Origin of the sequence: Nocardia puris, assembly GCF_036051655.1 — a bacterium.
Classification (GTDB): Bacteria; Actinomycetota; Actinomycetes; order Mycobacteriales; family Mycobacteriaceae; genus Nocardia; species Nocardia puris.
The window spans coordinates 7,323,012-7,340,770 of the sequence record NZ_CP107943.1 but is presented as its reverse complement, the minus strand read 5'-3'; the positions used below and the strand labels follow the sequence as shown (position 1 = coordinate 7,340,770).

Here is a 17,759-nt window from a genome sequence, read left to right as displayed (position 1 = left end):
GACGGCGCGAGGCGCGGCACCTACTGTGGGATAGCTGACTTCCGGGTGGTGGTGTGACATGAAGCGGGTGAGCGCGATCGCGACCGGCGCGGCGCGGCGGATCGCCGACGAGACCTACTACGCGAGCCTCGCGGTGCGCGCCGGGCTGGTCACGCCGGAACGGCCGGATCGGTTGGTGCACATGGGCGCCGCCGTGGCGCGCTTCGGCACGCTCGGCGGACTGGTCACTTTCGCCGCGCTGCGCTACCGCGACCGCGCGGCGCTGATCGACGAGCGGGGCGCGGTCACCTTCCGCGAACTCGACGAGCGCAGCAGCGCCCTGGCCAATGCCTGGCGAGCGCGCGGCCTGCGCGACGGCGAAGGCGTCGCGATCCTGGCCCGCAACCACCGCGGCTTCCACTACGCCCTGTTCGCCGCCGCCAAATGCGGTGCGCGCGTCATCCTGCTCAACACCGATTTCGCCGGACCGCAACTGCGCGAGGTGGCCGAACGCGAAGGCGCCGACCTGCTGGTCCACGACGACGAGTACACCGGCATCCTCGGCGACCTGCGCACCCGGCGCGGCCGCTTCCGCGCCTGGACCGACGCGCCCGCCGTCGACTCCCTCGACAACCTCATCGCGGCCGGTGCGCGCACCCCGCCGCGCCGCCCGGCCACCACCGCGAAGATCGTGCTGCTCACCAGCGGTACCACCGGCACGCCCAAGGGCGCCGCCCGGCGTGAACCGCTCTCCCTCGCCCCGCTCGGCGCGATCCTGAGCCGCATCCCGTTCCGCGCCCGCGAAGTCACCGAATGCCCGGCGCCGCTGTTCCACACGCTCGGCTTCGCGCACGCCATCATGGCGCTGGGCTTCGGGTCGACGCTGGTGGTGCGGCGCCGGTTCGACCCGGCCGAGGTGCTGCGGAGCCTGCACACCCATCGCGCGACGGCGCTGGTGGCGGTGCCCGCGATGCTGCGGCGCATCGTGGACCTCGGACCGCAAGCGCGTGCGGGACTGGACTTCTCGCGGTTGCGCATCATCGTCGTCGCGGGTTCACAGCTCGGCGCGGAACTGTGCGTGCGGGTCACCGAGGCGTTCGGGCCCGTGGTGCACAATCTGTACGGCTCCACCGAGGTCGCCTACGCGACCATCGCCACTCCCGCCGATCTGGCCGTCGAGCCGGGCTGCGTCGGCAGGCCGGTGCCGAGTGCCACCGTGAAGATCTTCGACGACCACGACCGGGAGCTGCCGCGTGGCCGCACCGGACGCATCTTCGTGGGCAACGACTTCCGGTTCGACGGCTACACCGGCGGCGGCGACAAGACCCGCCTCGGCCGTCTGATCGCCACCGGCGACCTCGGCCATTTCGACAGCGCGGGCAGGCTTTTCGTCGAAGGCCGCGAGGACGACATGATCGTCTCCGGTGGCGAGAACGTCTTCCCGGGCGAGGTGGAGGAACTGCTCGCCGCCCACCCGGCGATCGAGGAGGTCTGCGCGTTCGGGGTGGACGACGAGCGCCACGGCCAGCGCCTGCGCGCCGTGGTGGTCGTCCGCCCCGGCCACTCGCTCACCGCCGACGACGTGCGCGACCACGTCCGCAGCCACCTGGCCCGCTTCAAAGTGCCCCGCGACGTGCGGTTCGCCGAGGCGTTGCCCCGCAACCCGACCGGCAAGGTCCTCGTCCGCGTCCTGCGCGAACAGCCCTAGCTCCGACCCGTTTTCGCGGCCGCGGTCGCCTTCTCCTCTGTTCTCGGAGCCGCGTCGTCGGGCGGGCTACCGCGGCATCGGCGTGCCGTCTGCATTGCCGAACGGCGATCTGCGCGCGGCTAGGAAGGCGATACGCGCCTTACGCCGCACCGAACAGGCGGCGCACGCGGCGGCGCAGGTGGATGGGAGCGGGGCGCGCGGTCGCGAACCAGCCGGGCTGGCCGACGTCCACCAGGCCGCCCCGGCGTTGTTCGACGCACGCCACGATGGCGTCGGCCACCGGTTCCGGGCCCGGCGCGTAGCCGGGTGCCACCGTGCTGACGAGCACGCCGCGTCCGGCCAACCCGTCCTGGAGGGCGGCGCCGAGCCCGGTGACGGCGTGCTTGGTGGCGCAGTAGACGGCCGTGCCGAGCGCGCCCGTCACGCCTGCCGCCGAGCCGATATTGACGATGTGGCCGCTGCCCTGGTCGAGGAATGCCCGTGCGGCCGCGCGGGTTCCGGCGATGACCGCGCGCAGGTTCACGTCGATCTGGCGGTCGGTATCGGCGTCGGACTCGACCAGGAACTCCTCGGCCGGTGGCGCGTCGGCGGCGTTCACCACCGCGTCGAGCCCGCCGAGTTTGCGCGCGGCCGCGTCGAGAAAGTCGGGGAACGCCTCCGCGCGAGCGGTGTCCAGCGTCAGGCCGTGGATCACGCCCCCGTGCAATCGTCCGAACTGATCGGCCACGGCGCGCGCCCGTCCGTGATCCGGGTCCCCGATCACCACCCAGGACCCGGCGGCCAGGAAGGCCAAGGCGGTTTCGCGGCCGATTCCGCTCGCCCCACTGATGATCGCCACACGTTTGCCAACAAGTGTCCTCTTCGACATATGTTCTCGCTCGCCTCCGTTCGCCTTCGACGGTAAGGCCGCGCTGACGGCGGAGCCATGCGATGTCGGGTCACGACTTTTCGTATATCGGCCAGTCCCGGCGCGCGATGCGCGAAGTTCGCCGACTCCGGGGCGGACGCCGGGGACGCGCGGCTGTCCTTGCGATGTCCGGCCAAACGCATGCGGATTCCGGCCAGCGGCGTCCACCATGGAACCGTGTCCTCCTGGGAGTGGCGGCGTTCGGTGACCCTGTCGGCGGTCTTGGTCGAGCTCGCGGGCGAGTACGGCCTCGGGCCGGGAGAGTGCCTGCGCGGCACCGGGATCGAGCCGGCGCTGCTCGGCACGCCGGGCGGCGAGGTCACCGCCGCGCAGGAGCTGGCGCTCGTCGGCAATGTCGTCGACCGCTTCGGCGACCGGCCCGGCCTGGGCATCGAGGCCGGAATGCGCACGCACGTCACCAGTTACGGCGCGCTCGGACTCGCCCTGCTGAGCAGTTCGACCGTGGGCTCGGCGGTGGATCTGCTGCTGCGCTACATCCGCATGACCACCACGTTCGCCCGCACCTGGCACGTGCGGCGCGACGGCCACCTGCTGCTCTACGCCGACGACCGCGACATCGCGCCCCCGCTGCGCGGCTTCCTGCTCGAGCGCGATGTGGCGGTGCTGCTGCGCAACTGGGCCGCCGTCTGCCAGCAGCCCGCGCCGGTGGTCCGCGGCGAGGTGGCCTGGGACCTGCGCCCACGCCTGCAACCGCTGCTGGACGACTACGGCATTCCGTGCACCGACGGCCCCGGCCCGCACCTGGTGGTGTTCGACACCGCGGGCTTCGAAGACCCGCTGCCGCAGGCGAGCCCGCTCACCGCCCGGTTCTACGAGGAGCAGTGCGCGCGCCTGCTGCGGCGGCGCGGGCTCGAGACCGGCGTGGCGGGTGCGGTGCGGGAGGTGCTGCTGCACCGGCTCGGCGGGCGCGTCGCCCAGGAGGACGTGGCGGCCGCGCTGCACATGAGCCTGCGCACCATGCGCCGCAGGCTCGCCGAGGAGGGCACCTCCTACCGCACGCTGTGCGTGGAGACCTACGGCGGGCTCGCCGAAGAGCTGCTCGCGACCGGGCTCACCGTCGAGGACGTCGCCTACCGCATGGGATACGCGGGCGCGCCGAGCTTTTCGAACGCGTTCAAACAGTGGCGCGGTGTCTCGCCCGGCCGCTTCGCGCGCACCGCGCTGGAGCGGCACGGCGCCGGAAACGCCACCTCCCGCAAGCGCCGGGTGCGAGCATGAACTGAGCAGTCCCACGATCGCGGCGACGAAAGGTGGTGGGGTGTGGCCGAATTCGTGCAGGAATACGCCGCGGTGCGGTGGACGGTGGTGGTGGCGTTCCTGGTGGCCTCGGTCATCGTGGTGGCGCGGTTCGCGACCGTCCGCCCGGCCGTCGCGAGCGGCCCGGATCCCGCTGTCGCGCACCGGGAATCCGACGCCGCGCACCTGGTGATGTGCTTGGTGATGCTGGCGATGCTGGTGTTCCCCACCGGCGCGTCGCCGCACGCGCTGCGCGGGGTGCTCGTCGCCATGACGGTGGTGTTCGCCGCCTCCGTGGTGCACCGCCTCGCGCAGTGGCGCGCGGGTGTGCCGGAGGCCGCGGCGGGGGCGTTCGCTATCGGCTACCACGCGGTGGCGGCCGGGGCGATGCTGTTCGCCATGGGCGGGCACGGCGCGTCCGGGCACACCGGCCCACCGATGCTCCCCGCGCTGGCGCTGGCCGCGCTGTTCGCCGCCGACGCGCTCGCGGTGCTGCTGGCCCGGGGTGGGCACCGGCTGCCGCATCCGATCGGCGGGAGCCGGGTGGCGTCGATCCCGCACGTGGTGATGGACCTCGGCGCCGCCTACATGCTCATCGCCGCCGTCGCCGGCTGACGATTCTCAGATGTCGACCACCGAGTCGGCTACCACCCGGCCACCCAGGCGCACCCAGCCGTCGGAATCCCATTCGGTGAACAGCTGCGAGCCCGCGCCCTGCGTGATGATCAGGCTGCGCCGCAACTGCGCGGTGAGCGCCACCGCCGCCGCGCCGGTCGCCTGGTCCTCCTCGATGCCCAGCGTGGGCGCGAACATGCGCGAGCGGATCGCGCCGCGATGCTCGTCGGTCCAGGTCCACAGGTAGTGCGGGCCGCCGGGAAAATCGTCGGGGCGCAGCGCGGCCAGTTCCTCGGCGTCGGCGAGCTGGTGGAGTTCGAAGGCGGGCGCCCACGCGGCCCGCGCCTTGATCCAGGTCAGGCCCTCGGCCAGCTCCACGGGCACCGGACCCGCCGGCATCTCCAGCACCCGCACCGGGGTGCCCTGCTCGGCGAACCACCAGGCGGTGCCCACCGAGGGGTGACCGGCGAAGGGGAGTTCGACGGCCGGGGTGAAGATCCGTATCCGGGCGATCTCGTCGACCGGGTCCTCGACCACCACGGTCTCGCTGTACCCGGCGCGCGCGGCCAAGGCCTGCCGGTCGGCGGCGCCGACATCGTCCGCGCGGGCGATACCCAGATGGTTGCCGAGACGTCCGGTCGCGTCGGTGAATACGCGCAACACCTCGATCCGTGTGCTCATGGCCTCCGGTTCATCCTGTGTGCCCATGGCCGCGAGCCTACCGGCTGCACCCGCTGGCAACCCATGGGCGAACACAATGTTCACCACACGACGGAGGCCCCGACCTGTCCGGGTCGGGGCCTCCGCAGCGGAACGCGTCTCAGACCGCGGCGCCCGCGAGCGCCTCGGTGGACTGCACGGCCTGGCCCACACCGGCCACGATGGCGGCGGCCCGCAGCGATTCGAAGATCACCTCGCGGTCCACGCCCGCCTCGCGCAGCGTGTGCTCGTGCGCTTCCAGGCAGTGGGCGCAGCCGTTGATCGAGGAGACCGCGAACGACCACAGCTCGAAATCGGCCTTGTCGACGCCGGGGGAGCCGATGATCTGCATCCGCAGACCGGCCCGCAGGTCGTCGTAGCGGCCGCCGAGGAACGCCTTGCCCCGGTAGAACACATTGTTCATGCCCATGATCGAGGCGGCGCCGAGCGCGGCGTTGTACGCCTCGGCCGACAGGATGTCGGCGGCCTCCTCGGCGATCTCGCGCAGCGTCGTCGCCGACCGGGTCGCGGCCGCCGACGCCAGCAGGGTGCCCCACAGCTGCTGCTCGTTCAGCACGGTGGTGCGTGCCAGGGAGGACAGGTTGAGCTTGAGGTCCTTCGCGTACTCGGGGAGGGAGTTCTTCAGGTTCTCAATGCTCATTTCGTATGGTTCCTCTTGTCGATCTGGGCCCCGGCGGGCCGGTGTGGGAAGGTGCTCCCCGCATGGCGCGGGGCGCGGATTCGATAGGGGGAGCGGGGATTCCGGCTCAGACGCTGGCGGCGAGCAGCTCGCCGGCGTTGATGGTCGGGTCGCCCTTCTTCCAGTTGCAGGCGCACAGCTCGTCGGACTGCAGGGCGTCGAGCACGCGCAGCACCTCGTCGACGTTGCGGCCGACCGAACCGGCGGTCACCGAGACGAACTGGATCTCGTTGTTCGGGTCGACGATGAAGGTGGCGCGGTCGGCGACGCCGTCGGCGTTGAGCACACCGGTCGCGGCGGCCAGCTCACGCTTGAGGTCCGACAGGATCGGGAAGGGGAGGGTCTTGAGGTCCTCGTGCTGGGCCCGCCACTGGAAGTGCACGAACTCGTTGTCCACCGAGGCGCCCAGCACCTGCGCGTCGCGGTCGGCGAACTCGTCGTTCAGCTTGCCGAAGGCGGCGATCTCGGTGGGGCACACGAAGGTGAAGTCCTTCGGCCAGAAGAAGACGATGCGCCACTTGCCCGCGTGGTCGTCGCTGGTGATCTGGGTGAAGTAGTCGTCGGGCTGCTGAGCGTCGACCTTCGACAAATCTCCGCCGATGACGGCCTTGAGGTTGTATGCCGGGAACTGGTCGCCGATGGTCAGCAGGGCCATGCTGTCTCTCCTCGTGATTTCGTGGGTTTGACGTGCGAAAGCGTTCGTCAGTGATCTTGCCGAAAGAACGGTGAAAGGTAAAGGTGATCAGTCGCACTACACTGATAGGCGTGACTGATCAGACTTATCAGCCGACACTCTCGCAGCTGCGTGCGTTCGTGGCGATCGCGGAATACCGGCACTTCGGCACCGCGGCCGCCCGGCTCTCTGTGAGCCAGCCCACGTTATCGCAAGCGCTGGCCGCATTGGAAAACGGCCTGGGGCTGCAGCTGATCGAGCGCAGCACCCGCCGCGTCCTGGTCACGGCGGCGGGCATGCGGCTGCTGCCGCAGGCGATGGCGACGCTGGAGGCGGCCGACCGCTTCGTCGCCACGGCCACCGGCGACGGGCTGGGCGGCGCGCTGCGGCTGGGCATCATCCCCACGGTCGCGCCGTATGTGCTGCCGGGCCTGCTGCCCGAGCTGCGCAAGCGCCTGCCGGCCCTGGTGCCGCAGGTGGTGGAGGATCAGACCGCGCGGCTGCTCGAAGGGTTGCGCACCGGCGTGCTCGACGTGGCGCTGCTGGCGTTGCCCGCCGACGCGCCCGGCCTCGTCGAGATCCCGCTCTACACCGAGGAATTCGTGCTGGTCACCCCGCGCGGGCACGAGTTGGCCGGCCGCCGCGACATCGCGCCCTCGGTGCTCGGGTCGCTCCCGCTGTTGCTGCTCGACGAAGGGCACTGCCTGCGCGATCAGGCGCTGGAGCTGTGCCGCTCGGCCGACGTGCACCCCGGCGCCGTCGGCGATACGCGCGCCGCCTCGCTGGCCACGGTGGTGCAGTGCGTGGCGGGCGGGCTCGGTGTCACGCTCATCCCCGAGATGGCCGTGCCCGCCGAAACGGCAAGGGGCACACTGGAAACGGCGCGCTTCGCCGACCCGGCGCCGGGCCGCACCATCGGCCTGGCCTTCCGCGCGTCCAGCGCCCGGCGCGAGGACTACGAGTACCTGGCCGCCATCATCCGCGCGCAGCGGCCGCTGTGAGGCGTTGACCGGGCGGGCGGTGTCTGGGACGCTGCTGACGTGCGGATTCATCATCTCAACTGCGGCTCGATGGCGCTGGGCATGGTCGACCACTGCCTGCTGATCGAGACCGAGACCGGACTGGTCCTGGTGGACACCGGCTACGGCACGGCGTGCGTGCGCGATCCGGGCCGGATGGTCGGGCCCGCGCGGTTCGCCCTCGGCGCGGCACTGGCCGAGCACGAGACCGCCGTGCACCGCGTCCGGGCGCTCGGCCTGGACCCGGCGGACGTGCGCGACATCGTGCTCACCCACCTCGACCTGGATCACGCGGGCGGACTGTCCGACTTCCCCGACGCCCGCGTGCACGTGCACGGTCCGGAACTGCGGGCGGCCGAGAAGTCGCGGAATCCGCGGTACCGGCCCGCCCAGTGGGCGCACGGCCCGAAGTGGGAGATCAACGAGGCGAACGGCGGGGACGAGTGGTTCGGCTTCCGCGCCGTGCGCGAGCTCCCCGGCCTGCCGCCCGAGATCCTGGTGGTGCCGCTGTACGGCCACACCGCCGGGCACGTCGGCGTCGCCGTCGACACCGGGCAGGGGTGGTTGCTGCACGCGGGGGATTCGTATTACGTGGGCAGCGAAGTCGATCCGGTGCGCCCGCACACGCCGTTGATCTTCACGGTGCTGGAGGCGCAGTCATTGCTCAGTCAGGTGTTCCGGGACAACAAGCGGCGGTTGAGCGAGCTCAACCGCGAGCACGGGGGCGAGGTCACGGTGTTCTCGTCGCATGACACGAAGGCGTTCGAGCGGCTTTCGGGGTAAGCCAACGCCTTCGGCGTATTGCTCGGCATTTGGTGCCAATGCCACAGGTGTGGGTTGTGGCTCGGTCGGACTCCGGGTGTGTTCCGGGAGTCGCTCGGTGAGCCACCCCTTGCCCGCTGCGGCTGAGGCGCTGTCGGTGGGCGGCGGGATGACAAGCGTCGGCTGAGTGAACTCGGTCATGACCACGGGGCTTTGGTTCGGGCGGGTGTGGGGCCAAGTGCCTTATCCGTGATCGGGTGAAGTGCGCGTTCACCGGCCGACGTCGTCGGCCTTTGCTCGGCATCTAGTGCCGATGGCATACCTGTGGTTCTGGCAGGCGGGGGTTGGTGAGTGACGTTAGAGTTGGTCGGCAAAAGGGAGGAGAGTGCGTTGCACGATTCGACTGCCGGGCGGCTGAGCCGTGTCGCCGAGCCCGGGCTCGCCCTTTTCGCTTATGGCACACTGCAATTCCCCGAAGTGCTGATGCGGTTGATCGGGCGCTGCCCGGATCTGGCGCCCGCGCGGGTGCCGGACTGGCGGGTGGCAGCCCTGCCCGGTCGGGTGTACCCGGGCCTGGTGCCCGCGCCCGGTGCGAGGGCCGTGGGGAAGCTGGTGACCGGGTTGAGCGAGCGTGAGTGGGCGGTGCTCGACGCGTTCGAGGACGACGAATACGAACTGCTGCCGGTGGAGCCCGAAGGGGTCTCCGGCATCGTGCTGACCTACGTGTGGACCGCCGAGGTCGACGAACACGACTGGCGCGCCGAGGAATTCGACGCCGAGCTGCTGGCTGACTTCCTCGCCCGCTACACACACGGCCAACTCGCGCCACCCTGAGCGAACCAGGGGATGCAGGCGCGAAAACCCCGGCTCCGGTGGGAAATCCCTTCGGGGCCGGGGTTTTTCGGTGGGTCAGGCGTGAACGCGCAGGGCGTGTGGTTCGATGGCGCCGCGGATCAGGGCGCGGCCGTCGACGGTCTCCGGCCGGTAGGGGAGCCTGGTCAAACGGTCCACCATGCCGGGCACCGGATCGTCGATCTCGTCCACCAGCCCGAACAGGAACGACCATTCGTGCTCGTCGCTGCCGTAGTGCACGACCGTGCCGAACTGGTCGTGGAAGCGCTGCCAGGAGCGCTTCAGGGTCTCGTTGCGCCACATCGTCGCGCACCCCGCCTGCGCGCTCAGCACGCCGCCGGGAGCGAGCAGAGCCCGACATCGGGACAGGAACTCCGACTCGTAGAGGCGGTTGTGCTGGGCGTCCTCCACCCGCTCGTCGGGCAGATCGATGACGATCACGTCGTAGCGGGCGCCGGTCCGGCGCGCGGTGGCCAGGAAGTCCCAGCCGTCGGCGTAGTGCACCGTGATCGGGCCCTCGCCGCGCACGGCGGCCTCGAGCTCGTCGGGGGTGTAGCCGTAGGGGAGGTGGCGCGCGCACAGCTCCACCTCGAGCTGATCGATGTCGACGTGATCGACGTGCGTCGCGCCCGCCGCCACCGACATCTGGCTGGCCACGCCCTCGCCGGAACCGATGATGAGGACGTTGTCGAGCTTCTCGGCCAGCACGAAGGCGGGCACCATCATCGCCTCGTGGTAGGTCAGCTGGGAATACTCGGTGGACTGGCGGTCGTCGTCGGAGAACAGGCTGACGCCCTGCTCGGTGCGCGCGATCACCATGTGCTGGAACGGCGTACGGGTGTCCACGATCACCTCGTGGAGATCCCAGAGGCGGGTCAGGCCGTCGCCGACCGGCTCCTCGATCCGCTGCGCGCCGTGTCCGCGGCGCACGACCTTCATCTGGACATCCTTCGGCGACAACGCGTCCCGCAGATGTTCGACGGCCTTCGTGGCGCCCGCGCCGATGCTGCCGCAGGTGAACACGTCGACGAAGATGTCGCCGGACTCCGGATAGGTGTGAATCGAGGCGTGGGACTCCGACAACAGCGCGAGGACGGTCACCCCCTGCGGTGCGAACTTCTTGTGCACGACATCGCAGATGGTGACGCCCGCCGCGATCAGAGACTCACGCAACGCCGATTCGAGTCGTTCGAGATCGTCGCACAGGGCTGCGTCGACACCACCGAACTCGGCCAGCACGTGCCAGCCGGTGAATTCCGCCGTCATAGGCAAACTCACTCTCGCTCAGCGCCCGAGACATGAACGGTCAAGGGCGGAAAACCATTGAAGGACACCGACGAATAGCTCGCGGTATAGGCGCCGGTGTCGAGGATCTGGAGGCGATCACCGGCTCGCAACGTGGTCGGCAGAAGGACCCGTGTGCGTTGATACAGTACATCGTCGCCGTCGCAGGTCGGACCGGCGATCACCGCCTCGTCGACGGGGTCTCCGTCACGGTCGGTGACGAAGCGGTAGGCGATGTACTCGTTCTCGGTCTCGGCCATGCCGTTGTAGCGGCCGATGTCGAGATACACCCAGCGCCGTCCGTCCGGCGCGTGACGCACGCCGACGACCTCGGCGTGGATGGTGCCCGCGTTCCCGACCAGCGCGCGGCCCGGCTCTATCACCAGATCCGCTGTCTCGGGCAGGAATTCGGCCGCCGCGGCGTTCACCACGGCGGCGATCTCGCTCAGCGCGGGCGCGGCGTCGGCGTACGAAATGGGCAGGCCACCACCGATGTTCACCGAGGTGACGCGAATATCTTTGTCCGCCAACGCGTCCGCGATCGCCCCCGCCTGCCGGATGCCGATCCGCCAGGCCTCGGGATCGAGCTGCTGGGACCCCACGTGGAAGTACGGACCCGCCACCGCGAGACCGAGATCACGCGCCCGCACCAGCAGGCGCAGCGCCTCGGCGGGGGTGCAGCCGAACTTCGCGCCGAACGGGGTGCGCGACTGCGGCGCCGAGGCCAGGAACCGGCACTCCACCTCCGCGCCCGGCGCCAGTTCGGCGATGCGCTCGAGATCGTCCTCGGTGTCGAAGGCGAAGCGGCGCACCCCGGCGGCGTGGGCGCGGGCGATATCGGCCGCCTTCTTGATCGGGTTGCCATAGCAGAGCTTGCTCGCGGCGACGCCCAGGCCCAGGCACAGGTCGATCTCCCCGATGCTGGCCACGTCGAACTCCGCGCCCTCGGCGTCGAGCAGCGTGATCAGCTCGGGCACCGGACTCGCCTTCACCGCGTAGCGGAGGCGCGAGCGCGCGCCGCGGGCACGCACGGCGGCGTCGAGCGCGCGGAAGTTCTCCCGGACGCGGTCCGGGTGGATGACGAGGTACGGGGATTCGGGCATGGTTGATCTTTCGCGTGGGCGGCAGCGGAGAGAGTATCAGCGGCCCCTACCCGGGAACGAATCCGTCGAAACCTGGAATTCTTCCGGTGTGGACAGGGGGGACGGCGCGGGGTGAGGGCCTACCCTTCGGACACCGTGACCTCGTCGAACACCACTTCGCCCGCCGCGTCGGACTCGGCCAGATCGACCACCGCCTCGATCGCCCAGCCGTGTTCACCGGCCGGATCGTCGAGGGTCTGGCGCACGTGCCAGAAGCCGGGACGCGTTTCCACCTGGAACATCTGCGGGCCGCGCGCGTCGGGCCCGGTTCCGATGCTCTCGTACTCCGCGAAGTACGGCGCCAGCGCGGCCTCCCAGTCCGGACCGGGGCCCAGCGCGGCCAGCTCGTCCCAGCGGCGCAGCGCGGCCAGATCCACCCGGCGGAACATGGCGTTGCGCACCATCACCCGGAAGGCGCGCTCGTTCGCCGAGATCGGGCGCACCGCCTCCGCGCCGAACGCGACCTGCTCGGCGTCGGCCTCCGCGCCGGGGCCGGTGAGCTGCTCCCATTCGTCGAGCAGGCTCGAATCCACTTGGCGCACCAGCTCACCCAGCCATTCGGTGAGGTCGTCGAGCTCCTCGGTGCGCGCGGCGTCGGGCACGGTGCGGCGCAGCGCGCGGTAGGCGTCGGCCAGATAGCGCAGCACCACGCCCTCCGAGCGGGCCAGCTCGTAGTGGGAGATCAGCTCGGCGAAGGTCATCGAGCGCTCCACCATGTCGCGCACCACCGACTTCGGCGACGGCGCGAACTCCGACACCCACGGGTGCCCGGCGCGGTAGGTCTCGTAGGCCGGTTCGATCAGCTCGGCCAGCGGCTTGGGCCAGGTGACCTCCTCGAGCAGCTCCATGCGCTCCTCGTACTCGATGCCGTCGGCCTTCATCTCGGCGACGGCCTCGCCGCGGGCCTTGTGCTGCTGGGCCATCAGCAGCTGGCGCGGGTCCTCCAGAGTCGATTCGATGAGTGACACCACATCGAGGGTATACGTGAGGGAGTCGCGGTCGAGGAGTTCGAACGCGGCCAGCGCGAACGGCGAGAGCGGTTGGTCGAGCGCGAAATCGCGTTGCAGATCGACGGTGAGGCGGGCGTAGCGGCCCTTGGCGTCGGGTTCCGGCAACTGCTGCACCACGCCCGCGTCGCGCAGCGCGCGGTACAGGCGGATCGCGCGCAGGATGTGCCTGCGCTGCGCCGGGCGCGGTTCGTGGTTGTCCTCGAGCAGGTGCCGCATCGCCTGGAAACAGTTGCCGGGCCGGGCGATCACGTTGAGCAGCATGGCGTTGGTCACCGCGAACCGCGACACCATCGGCTCCGGCTGGGCCGCGACCAGCCGGTCGAAGGTCTCCTCGCTCCAGGACACGAATCCCTCGGGGGGCTTGCGGCGCTGCACTTTTCGCTGTTTCTTCGGGTCGTCGCCCGCCTTGGCCAGCAGGCGGGCGTTCTCCACCTCATGCTCGGGGGCCTGCACCACCACCGTGCCCATGGTGTCGAAGCCCGCACGCCCGGCGCGCCCGGCGATCTGGTGGAACTCGCGCGCCTTGAGCCTGCGGGTGCGCACGCCGTCGAACTTGGTCAGGCCGGTCAGCAGCACGGTGCGGATCGGCACGTTGATGCCGACGCCGAGGGTGTCGGTGCCGCACACCACCTTCAGCAGACCGTCCTGGGCCAGCTTCTCCACCAGCCGGCGGTACTTCGGCAGCATGCCCGCGTGGTGCACGCCGATGCCGTGGCGGATGAGCCGCGAGAGCGTCTTGCCGAAGCCCGCCGCGAACCGGAAATCGCCGAGTGCCGCGGCGATCGCGTCCTTCTCGGCGCGGGTGGAGAAGTTCACGCTGGTCAGCGCCTGCGCCCGTTCCAGCGCGGCGGCCTGGGTGAAGTGCACGACGTACACCGGGGCCTGATGGGTGGTGACCAGTTCCTCGAGCGTCTCGGTGATGGGTGTGCGCACATACGAGAAGTGCAGCGGCACCGGCCTTTCCGAGCCCGAGACGACGGCGGTGGGGCGGCCGGTGCGGCGCTCCAGATCGCGGGCGAAGAAATCGACCTCGCCGAGCGTGGCCGACATCAGCAGGAACTGGGCGCGCGGCAGCTCCAGCAGCGGCACTTGCCAGGCCCAGCCGCGGTCGGGGTCGGCGTAGAAGTGGAACTCGTCCATCACGACCTGGCCCACGTCGGCGCCGGGGCCCTCGCGCAGCGCCAGGTTGGCCAGGATCTCGGCGGTCGCGCAGATGATCGGGGCGTCGGCGTTCACGGCGGCGTCGCCGGTGACCATGCCGACCTTGTCGGCGCCGAACACCTCGCACAGCGCGAAGAACTTCTCGCTCACCAGCGCCTTGATGGGCGCGGTGTAGTAGGTGCGCTGCCCCCGGGCGAGCGCGAACAGGTGCGCGCCGACGGCGACCAGGGATTTGCCCGAGCCGGTGGGGGTGGCCAGGATGACGTGGGATCCCGAGGCCAGCTCCAGCAGCGCCTCGTCCTGCGCCGGATACAACGGCGTGCCCTGCTCGGCGGCCCACATGCCGAACGTCTCGTACAGCGCGTCGGCGTCGGTACCCGGAATGTCGAGCAGCTCGGTCAGATCCACTCCGACCAGCTTAGGGGACGGTCCGCGCGCGTCCCGGTCCGGTGGTCACCCGTCCGTGACGGCGCCGCCGCCCGCGGAGTCTCAGGTGTTGTCGCCGCCCTCGTAGCCGCCCTGTTCGGCCAGGAACCGCTCGAACTCCGCGCCCAGTTCGTCGCCGCTGGGCAGCTCGCCGTCGCCGGCCAGCAGGCTGGACTGGCGCTCCTGGGAGGTGACGAAGCTGTCGTACTGGCGTTCCAGCGCGTGCACCACGGTCTCCACCTCGGAGTTTCCCGCGATGTGCTCGTTGACCTGTTCGCGGACCCGGGCCGCGGCCTCGCCCAGCGCCGCCAGTGGCAGCGTGAGCCCGGCGTTGTCGGCGACGTTCTCCAGCAGCGTCTGCGCCGCCTCGGGGTAGGCGGTCTGGGCCAGGTAGTGCGGCACGTGCACCGAGAACCCGACCGATTCGTGCCCGTGCTGGGCCATCCGGAACTCCAGCAGCGAGGACGCGCTGCCCGGCACCTGCAATTCGCCCGGCCAGCGCTGGTGATCGCCGATCAGGTCGCGGTCGGAGGAGTGCGCGGTGATACCGAGCGGACGGGTGTGCGGGATGGCCATCGGAATGGCGCTGAGCCCGATACTGCGCCGTACACCGAGCTGTTCGGCCAGCAGCCGCACCGCGGTGGTGAACTTCTCCCAGCGCAGGTCCGGTTCCAGACCCGCCAGCAGCAGGAACGGGGTGCCCGCGGTGTCGCGCAGCGCCCACAGGTTCAGCTCCGGCTCCGCGTAGTCGGCGAAGTGGTCGGTCTTGAACGTCATCAGCGGGCGGCGCGAGCGGTAGTCCAGCAGCTCGTCCACGTCGAACGAGGCGACCAGTTCGCTCTCCAGGCTCTCGCGCAGGTGCGTGGTGGCCAGGCGCACGGCGTGGCCCGCGTCGGTGAACCCCTCCAGCCCGTGGACCAGGACCGGGCCCGAGCCGTCGGCGGACGACAGCTGCGGAGCGGGGAACTCCAGTTCGTACATTCGCGACTCGTAGTCCATCGCGTACTCCTTCCTGCGCGGTCCGCCGTCGCGGCCGGTCGCGGGCAGCGCGGCGGGGGACCCACGTCCATTGTCCCCCATGGCGGCGCGGCGCACCGAACATGGTGCGGACACCGACCCGTACGTGATGCCAACAGTCGCGCGGCACCGCGCATTCCCGAACGCGTTGCGCCCCGCGCACTCCCCGGGTCGGCGTCGGCGTGGCATCGCGGCCGGGCACCGTGAGTTTGGCACAGTGGGCGTGTGACTGTGCCGGTTTCGTCGGGGCCGAGGTACGTGGTCGTCGCGCTGGCGCTCGCCGCGTGCGCCGCCCTGCTGGCCGGCTGCGGGCAGACCGTCACCGGCGAGCCCGTGGCCGTGGAGCAGCCGGTGCGGCGGGTCGACGCCCAGCTGAGCGCGTTGCTGCCCGATCCGGCGCGGTTTCCCGCCGGGTATCCCGCGGTGGTGCTGCCGCCCGAGGCGGCCGCGCAGGCCGCGGGGGATCTGAACGGCGTCGCGCGCGGTTCCTCGGTGCGGCCCGAGACGTGCGCGCCGCCCGAACAGCGGTACGGGCCGGACGACACGGTGATCGCGGTGGGGACCGCCGAGCGGACCCGCGCGACCCTGACGGTCGAACTCACCCGCACCGATGATCCGCTGTCCGCTCTGCGCGAACAGGTGCGCCGGTGCGGGGAACTGCGCGTGGGCCGGGCTGGCGCGACCGCGACGGTGACCACGACGCTCGACCCGTCCCCGCCGGTGGACGCCGACGACACGCTCGCCCTGCGGCGCACGGTCGCACCCGATGTGGGCGGCGCCGGGCTCACCCAGTCCATGCGGACGCTCGCCGGCCAGATCGGCGATGTGCGAATCACCGTGACGTACATGACATTCGGCGACGAAACCCCCGATACGGCGGCACTCGACGAGTTGTTCACCACGGCGGTGGGGAAGGTGCGCGCGGCCTAGGGTCTCGCGTGTCGTGATCGCCGGTCACGGAGCAGTCCGGCTCGGCTCCGAAAACTTGCGCCGTGCGTGTCTGTCGTTGCCGGGTACCCGAGCGCAGTCGTGCCGCCGGCGGCGGGAGCCGAGTGGCCGGCCCGGTTGCGCTGCGAGCCCGGCACGGGCCGGGTTGTGCACAGCCGCCGTGTTTTCCCCAGGCCTGTCATCGGCCCAGGTCGGCGCCCCGGCGGCGGTGCGCCGGAGCGCGGAGCATGGCGGCATGACCACTCCAGCGAATCCGGCCCGCGGCACGGGCGCCGCGGCACGCACCGCAGCCACCGACCGTGCGCGCGCCGAACCGGCCGCCCCGGACATCGCCGTCCGCCCGCCGGGCGTGCGCCACCGCCCGCCGGGTGCCCGCCCCGCGCGAATCTGCCCGCGCCCGCAGGGAATCGGCCTCGACCGGCCCGCCCGATACCTGCGGGGCGATCCGGGTGAGGCCCGCGGCGGGTACATCCCGGAATGCGCGGAACCCTCGCCGATGTACCGGGGCGGCTACACCCGGCGCCCGGTGCGGGTGGACGATCCCGGCGAGCTGATCGCCGCGCTCCCCGCCATGGTCGGCTTCTACCCGCACCGGTCCCTGCTCGTCGCCGTGCTCGGCCCGCCGGTCGCGCCGGGCGCGAGCTCCGGGATCGCCGCCGTGGTGCGCTTCGACCTGGACCCGCCGGGTGGGCGGCGCGGTTCGGCGGCCGCGTTCGCGGACTGCGTGCGGCGCATCTGCGCAGCCGAGGGCGCCAGGGAGACGCTGGCGGTGATCGTCGACGACCGCATGGACCCGCCGCCACCCGGGGCCCACTCGGGGCACGTGGTGATCGCCGATCTGATGCTGCACCTGGGTGGCGACGGCATCCGCGTCCGCGGCGCCTGGGCCGCCACCGCGATCGAGGAGGGCGGGGCGTGGTGGAGCGTGCGCGGCCCGGTGTCGCAGGGGGAGCTCCCCGATCCGACGGCGTCCACCGTCGCACTGGCCCACGTCCTGGACGGGCGGCCGATCCTGCGCTCGCGCACCGAACTCACCGCGATCGTCCGGCCGGACGCCGCGCGGGTGGCGGAGGTGTCGGCCGCGCTCGGCGACGCGCTGGGCCGGGCGCGCGACCGGCTCGCGGCGGCCGTGCGCCACGACGACGTCACCGGATACCGCAGGCGGGCACTGGAATACGTGCTGTGGCAGGTGGCGTGTGCGGGCTCCGGCACCATTCCGGCCGCGCGCGAGATCGCGGAAGTGCTTGCCGCCCTGCGTGATCGCACGGTCCGCGACGCGATGTTCGCGCTCGCCGCGGGCGACCACGCCGCCGACGCCGAGCGCCTATGGGTCACGCTGGTGCGGGCGGCGCCGGGTCGCGACCGCGCCGAGGCGGGCGCGTTGCTCGGCTACAGCGCGTATCTGCGCGGGGACGGCCCGCTCGCCGGTATCGCGCTGGAGTCCGCGCTCGACGCGGACCCGGACCATACGATCGCGATGCTGCTGGACACGGCGCTACGGGCGGGCATGCGCCCGGAACAGCTGCGCCGCCTCGCCCGCACCGGTCACGACACCGCCGCCCTGCTGGGCATCGATCTGGGACCGGTACGGACGTGAGGG

Annotated in this window: 16 protein-coding genes; 8 read left to right on the top strand and 8 right to left on the bottom strand. The window is 71.4% G+C overall.

The window, feature by feature from the left end:
- Window positions 1–58: 58 nt before the first annotated feature.
- The gene (locus OHB21_RS34080; RefSeq protein ID WP_067504529.1) at window positions 59–1,687 is read left to right on the top strand and encodes an acyl-CoA synthetase; all 1,629 of its coding nucleotides are present in this window, start codon (window positions 59–61) and stop codon (window positions 1,685–1,687) included.
- A gap of 139 nt (window positions 1,688–1,826) precedes the next feature.
- Here OHB21_RS34080 and OHB21_RS34075 read toward each other — a convergent pair whose 3' ends face one another.
- Window positions 1,827–2,555, bottom strand: coding sequence for an SDR family NAD(P)-dependent oxidoreductase (locus OHB21_RS34075; RefSeq protein WP_195142204.1), 729 nt, complete (start codon window positions 2,553–2,555; stop codon window positions 1,827–1,829).
- Between the two features lie 216 nt (window positions 2,556–2,771).
- On the opposite strand from OHB21_RS34075, the gene OHB21_RS34070 reads away from it, so the two are divergent.
- Complete coding sequence (locus tag OHB21_RS34070; protein WP_232331654.1) at window positions 2,772–3,833, top strand: AraC family transcriptional regulator; 1,062 nt, start codon at window positions 2,772–2,774, stop codon at window positions 3,831–3,833.
- Window positions 3,834–3,875: 42 nt separating this feature from the next.
- Window positions 3,876–4,466, top strand: a complete 591-nt coding sequence (locus OHB21_RS34065; protein ID WP_067504520.1) for a DUF5134 domain-containing protein — start codon at window positions 3,876–3,878, stop codon at window positions 4,464–4,466.
- A 6-nt stretch (window positions 4,467–4,472) separates the two neighbouring features.
- Here the strand turns inward: OHB21_RS34065 and OHB21_RS34060 are convergent, their stop codons facing one another.
- The 3 genes from OHB21_RS34060 to OHB21_RS34050 all read right to left on the bottom strand — a co-directional run bounded on the left by OHB21_RS34060 (window position 4,473) and on the right by OHB21_RS34050 (window position 6,520).
- Window positions 4,473–5,147, bottom strand: coding sequence for a PhzF family phenazine biosynthesis protein (locus OHB21_RS34060; protein WP_067504619.1), 675 nt, complete (start codon window positions 5,145–5,147; stop codon window positions 4,473–4,475).
- A 139-nt stretch (window positions 5,148–5,286) separates the two neighbouring features.
- Complete coding sequence (locus OHB21_RS34055) at window positions 5,287–5,826, bottom strand: carboxymuconolactone decarboxylase family protein (RefSeq protein WP_067504517.1); 540 nt, start codon at window positions 5,824–5,826, stop codon at window positions 5,287–5,289.
- 106 nt (window positions 5,827–5,932) lie between these two features.
- Entirely contained in the window at window positions 5,933–6,520 is a 588-nt protein-coding gene (locus OHB21_RS34050) for a peroxiredoxin (RefSeq protein ID WP_067504515.1), read from the bottom strand.
- A gap of 110 nt (window positions 6,521–6,630) precedes the next feature.
- Between OHB21_RS34050 and OHB21_RS34045 the strand changes: the two genes are divergently transcribed.
- From OHB21_RS34045 to OHB21_RS34035, 3 genes are all read left to right on the top strand, one after another.
- Window positions 6,631–7,539, top strand: coding sequence for a hydrogen peroxide-inducible genes activator (locus tag OHB21_RS34045; protein ID WP_067504512.1), 909 nt, complete (start codon window positions 6,631–6,633; stop codon window positions 7,537–7,539).
- 39 nt (window positions 7,540–7,578) lie between these two features.
- On the top strand, window positions 7,579–8,340 hold the full coding sequence (locus OHB21_RS34040) for an MBL fold metallo-hydrolase (protein ID WP_067504509.1): 762 nt from the start codon (window positions 7,579–7,581) through the stop codon (window positions 8,338–8,340).
- A 369-nt stretch (window positions 8,341–8,709) separates the two neighbouring features.
- Window positions 8,710–9,153 (top strand): gamma-glutamylcyclotransferase family protein, encoded by a 444-nt coding sequence (locus tag OHB21_RS34035; protein ID WP_228790863.1) that lies wholly within the window; start codon window positions 8,710–8,712, stop codon window positions 9,151–9,153.
- 75 nt (window positions 9,154–9,228) lie between these two features.
- Here OHB21_RS34035 and speD read toward each other — a convergent pair whose 3' ends face one another.
- The 4 genes from speD to OHB21_RS34015 form a co-directional block, all read right to left on the bottom strand.
- Entirely contained in the window at window positions 9,229–10,437 is a 1,209-nt protein-coding gene (speD, locus tag OHB21_RS34030) for an adenosylmethionine decarboxylase (protein ID WP_067504505.1), read from the bottom strand.
- Window positions 10,438–10,445: 8 nt separating this feature from the next.
- A complete protein-coding gene (locus tag OHB21_RS34025) occupies window positions 10,446–11,558 on the bottom strand; it encodes a type III PLP-dependent enzyme (RefSeq protein WP_067504501.1) in 1,113 nt (370 codons plus the stop codon).
- Window positions 11,559–11,677: 119 nt separating this feature from the next.
- Window positions 11,678–14,176 carry a DEAD/DEAH box helicase gene (locus OHB21_RS34020; RefSeq protein WP_067504498.1) on the bottom strand — a complete coding sequence of 833 codons (2,499 nt, stop codon included), beginning with the start codon at window positions 14,174–14,176 and terminating at the stop codon, window positions 11,678–11,680.
- Window positions 14,177–14,257: 81 nt separating this feature from the next.
- Entirely contained in the window at window positions 14,258–15,193 is a 936-nt protein-coding gene (locus tag OHB21_RS34015) for a PAC2 family protein (RefSeq protein ID WP_195125583.1), read from the bottom strand.
- Between the two features lie 243 nt (window positions 15,194–15,436).
- On the opposite strand from OHB21_RS34015, the gene OHB21_RS34010 reads away from it, so the two are divergent.
- Both OHB21_RS34010 and OHB21_RS34005 read left to right on the top strand, forming a co-directional pair.
- Window positions 15,437–16,141 (top strand): DUF5642 family protein, encoded by a 705-nt coding sequence (locus OHB21_RS34010; RefSeq protein ID WP_232331653.1) that lies wholly within the window; start codon window positions 15,437–15,439, stop codon window positions 16,139–16,141.
- 253 nt (window positions 16,142–16,394) lie between these two features.
- Window positions 16,395–17,756: a DUF4192 domain-containing protein gene (locus OHB21_RS34005; RefSeq protein WP_228790867.1), complete on the top strand. Its 1,362-nt coding sequence runs from the start codon at window positions 16,395–16,397 to the stop codon at window positions 17,754–17,756.
- Window positions 17,757–17,759: the final 3 nt, after the last annotated feature.

Coding starts and splice junctions, on each gene's coding strand:
- OHB21_RS34080 (WP_067504529.1), top strand. CDS start 59: ATGAAGCGGGTGAGCGCGATCGCGACCGGCGCGGCGCGGCGGATCGCC.
- OHB21_RS34075 (WP_195142204.1), bottom strand. CDS start 2,555: ATGTCGAAGAGGACACTTGTTGGCAAACGTGTGGCGATCATCAGTGGG.
- OHB21_RS34060 (WP_067504619.1), bottom strand. CDS start 5,147: ATGAGCACACGGATCGAGGTGTTGCGCGTATTCACCGACGCGACCGGA.
- OHB21_RS34055 (WP_067504517.1), bottom strand. CDS start 5,826: ATGAGCATTGAGAACCTGAAGAACTCCCTCCCCGAGTACGCGAAGGAC.
- OHB21_RS34050 (WP_067504515.1), bottom strand. CDS start 6,520: ATGGCCCTGCTGACCATCGGCGACCAGTTCCCGGCATACAACCTCAAG.
- speD (WP_067504505.1), bottom strand. CDS start 10,437: ATGACGGCGGAATTCACCGGCTGGCACGTGCTGGCCGAGTTCGGTGGT.
- OHB21_RS34025 (WP_067504501.1), bottom strand. CDS start 11,558: ATGCCCGAATCCCCGTACCTCGTCATCCACCCGGACCGCGTCCGGGAG.
- OHB21_RS34015 (WP_195125583.1), bottom strand. CDS start 15,193: ATGGACTACGAGTCGCGAATGTACGAACTGGAGTTCCCCGCTCCGCAG.
- OHB21_RS34005 (WP_228790867.1), top strand. CDS start 16,395: ATGACCACTCCAGCGAATCCGGCCCGCGGCACGGGCGCCGCGGCACGC.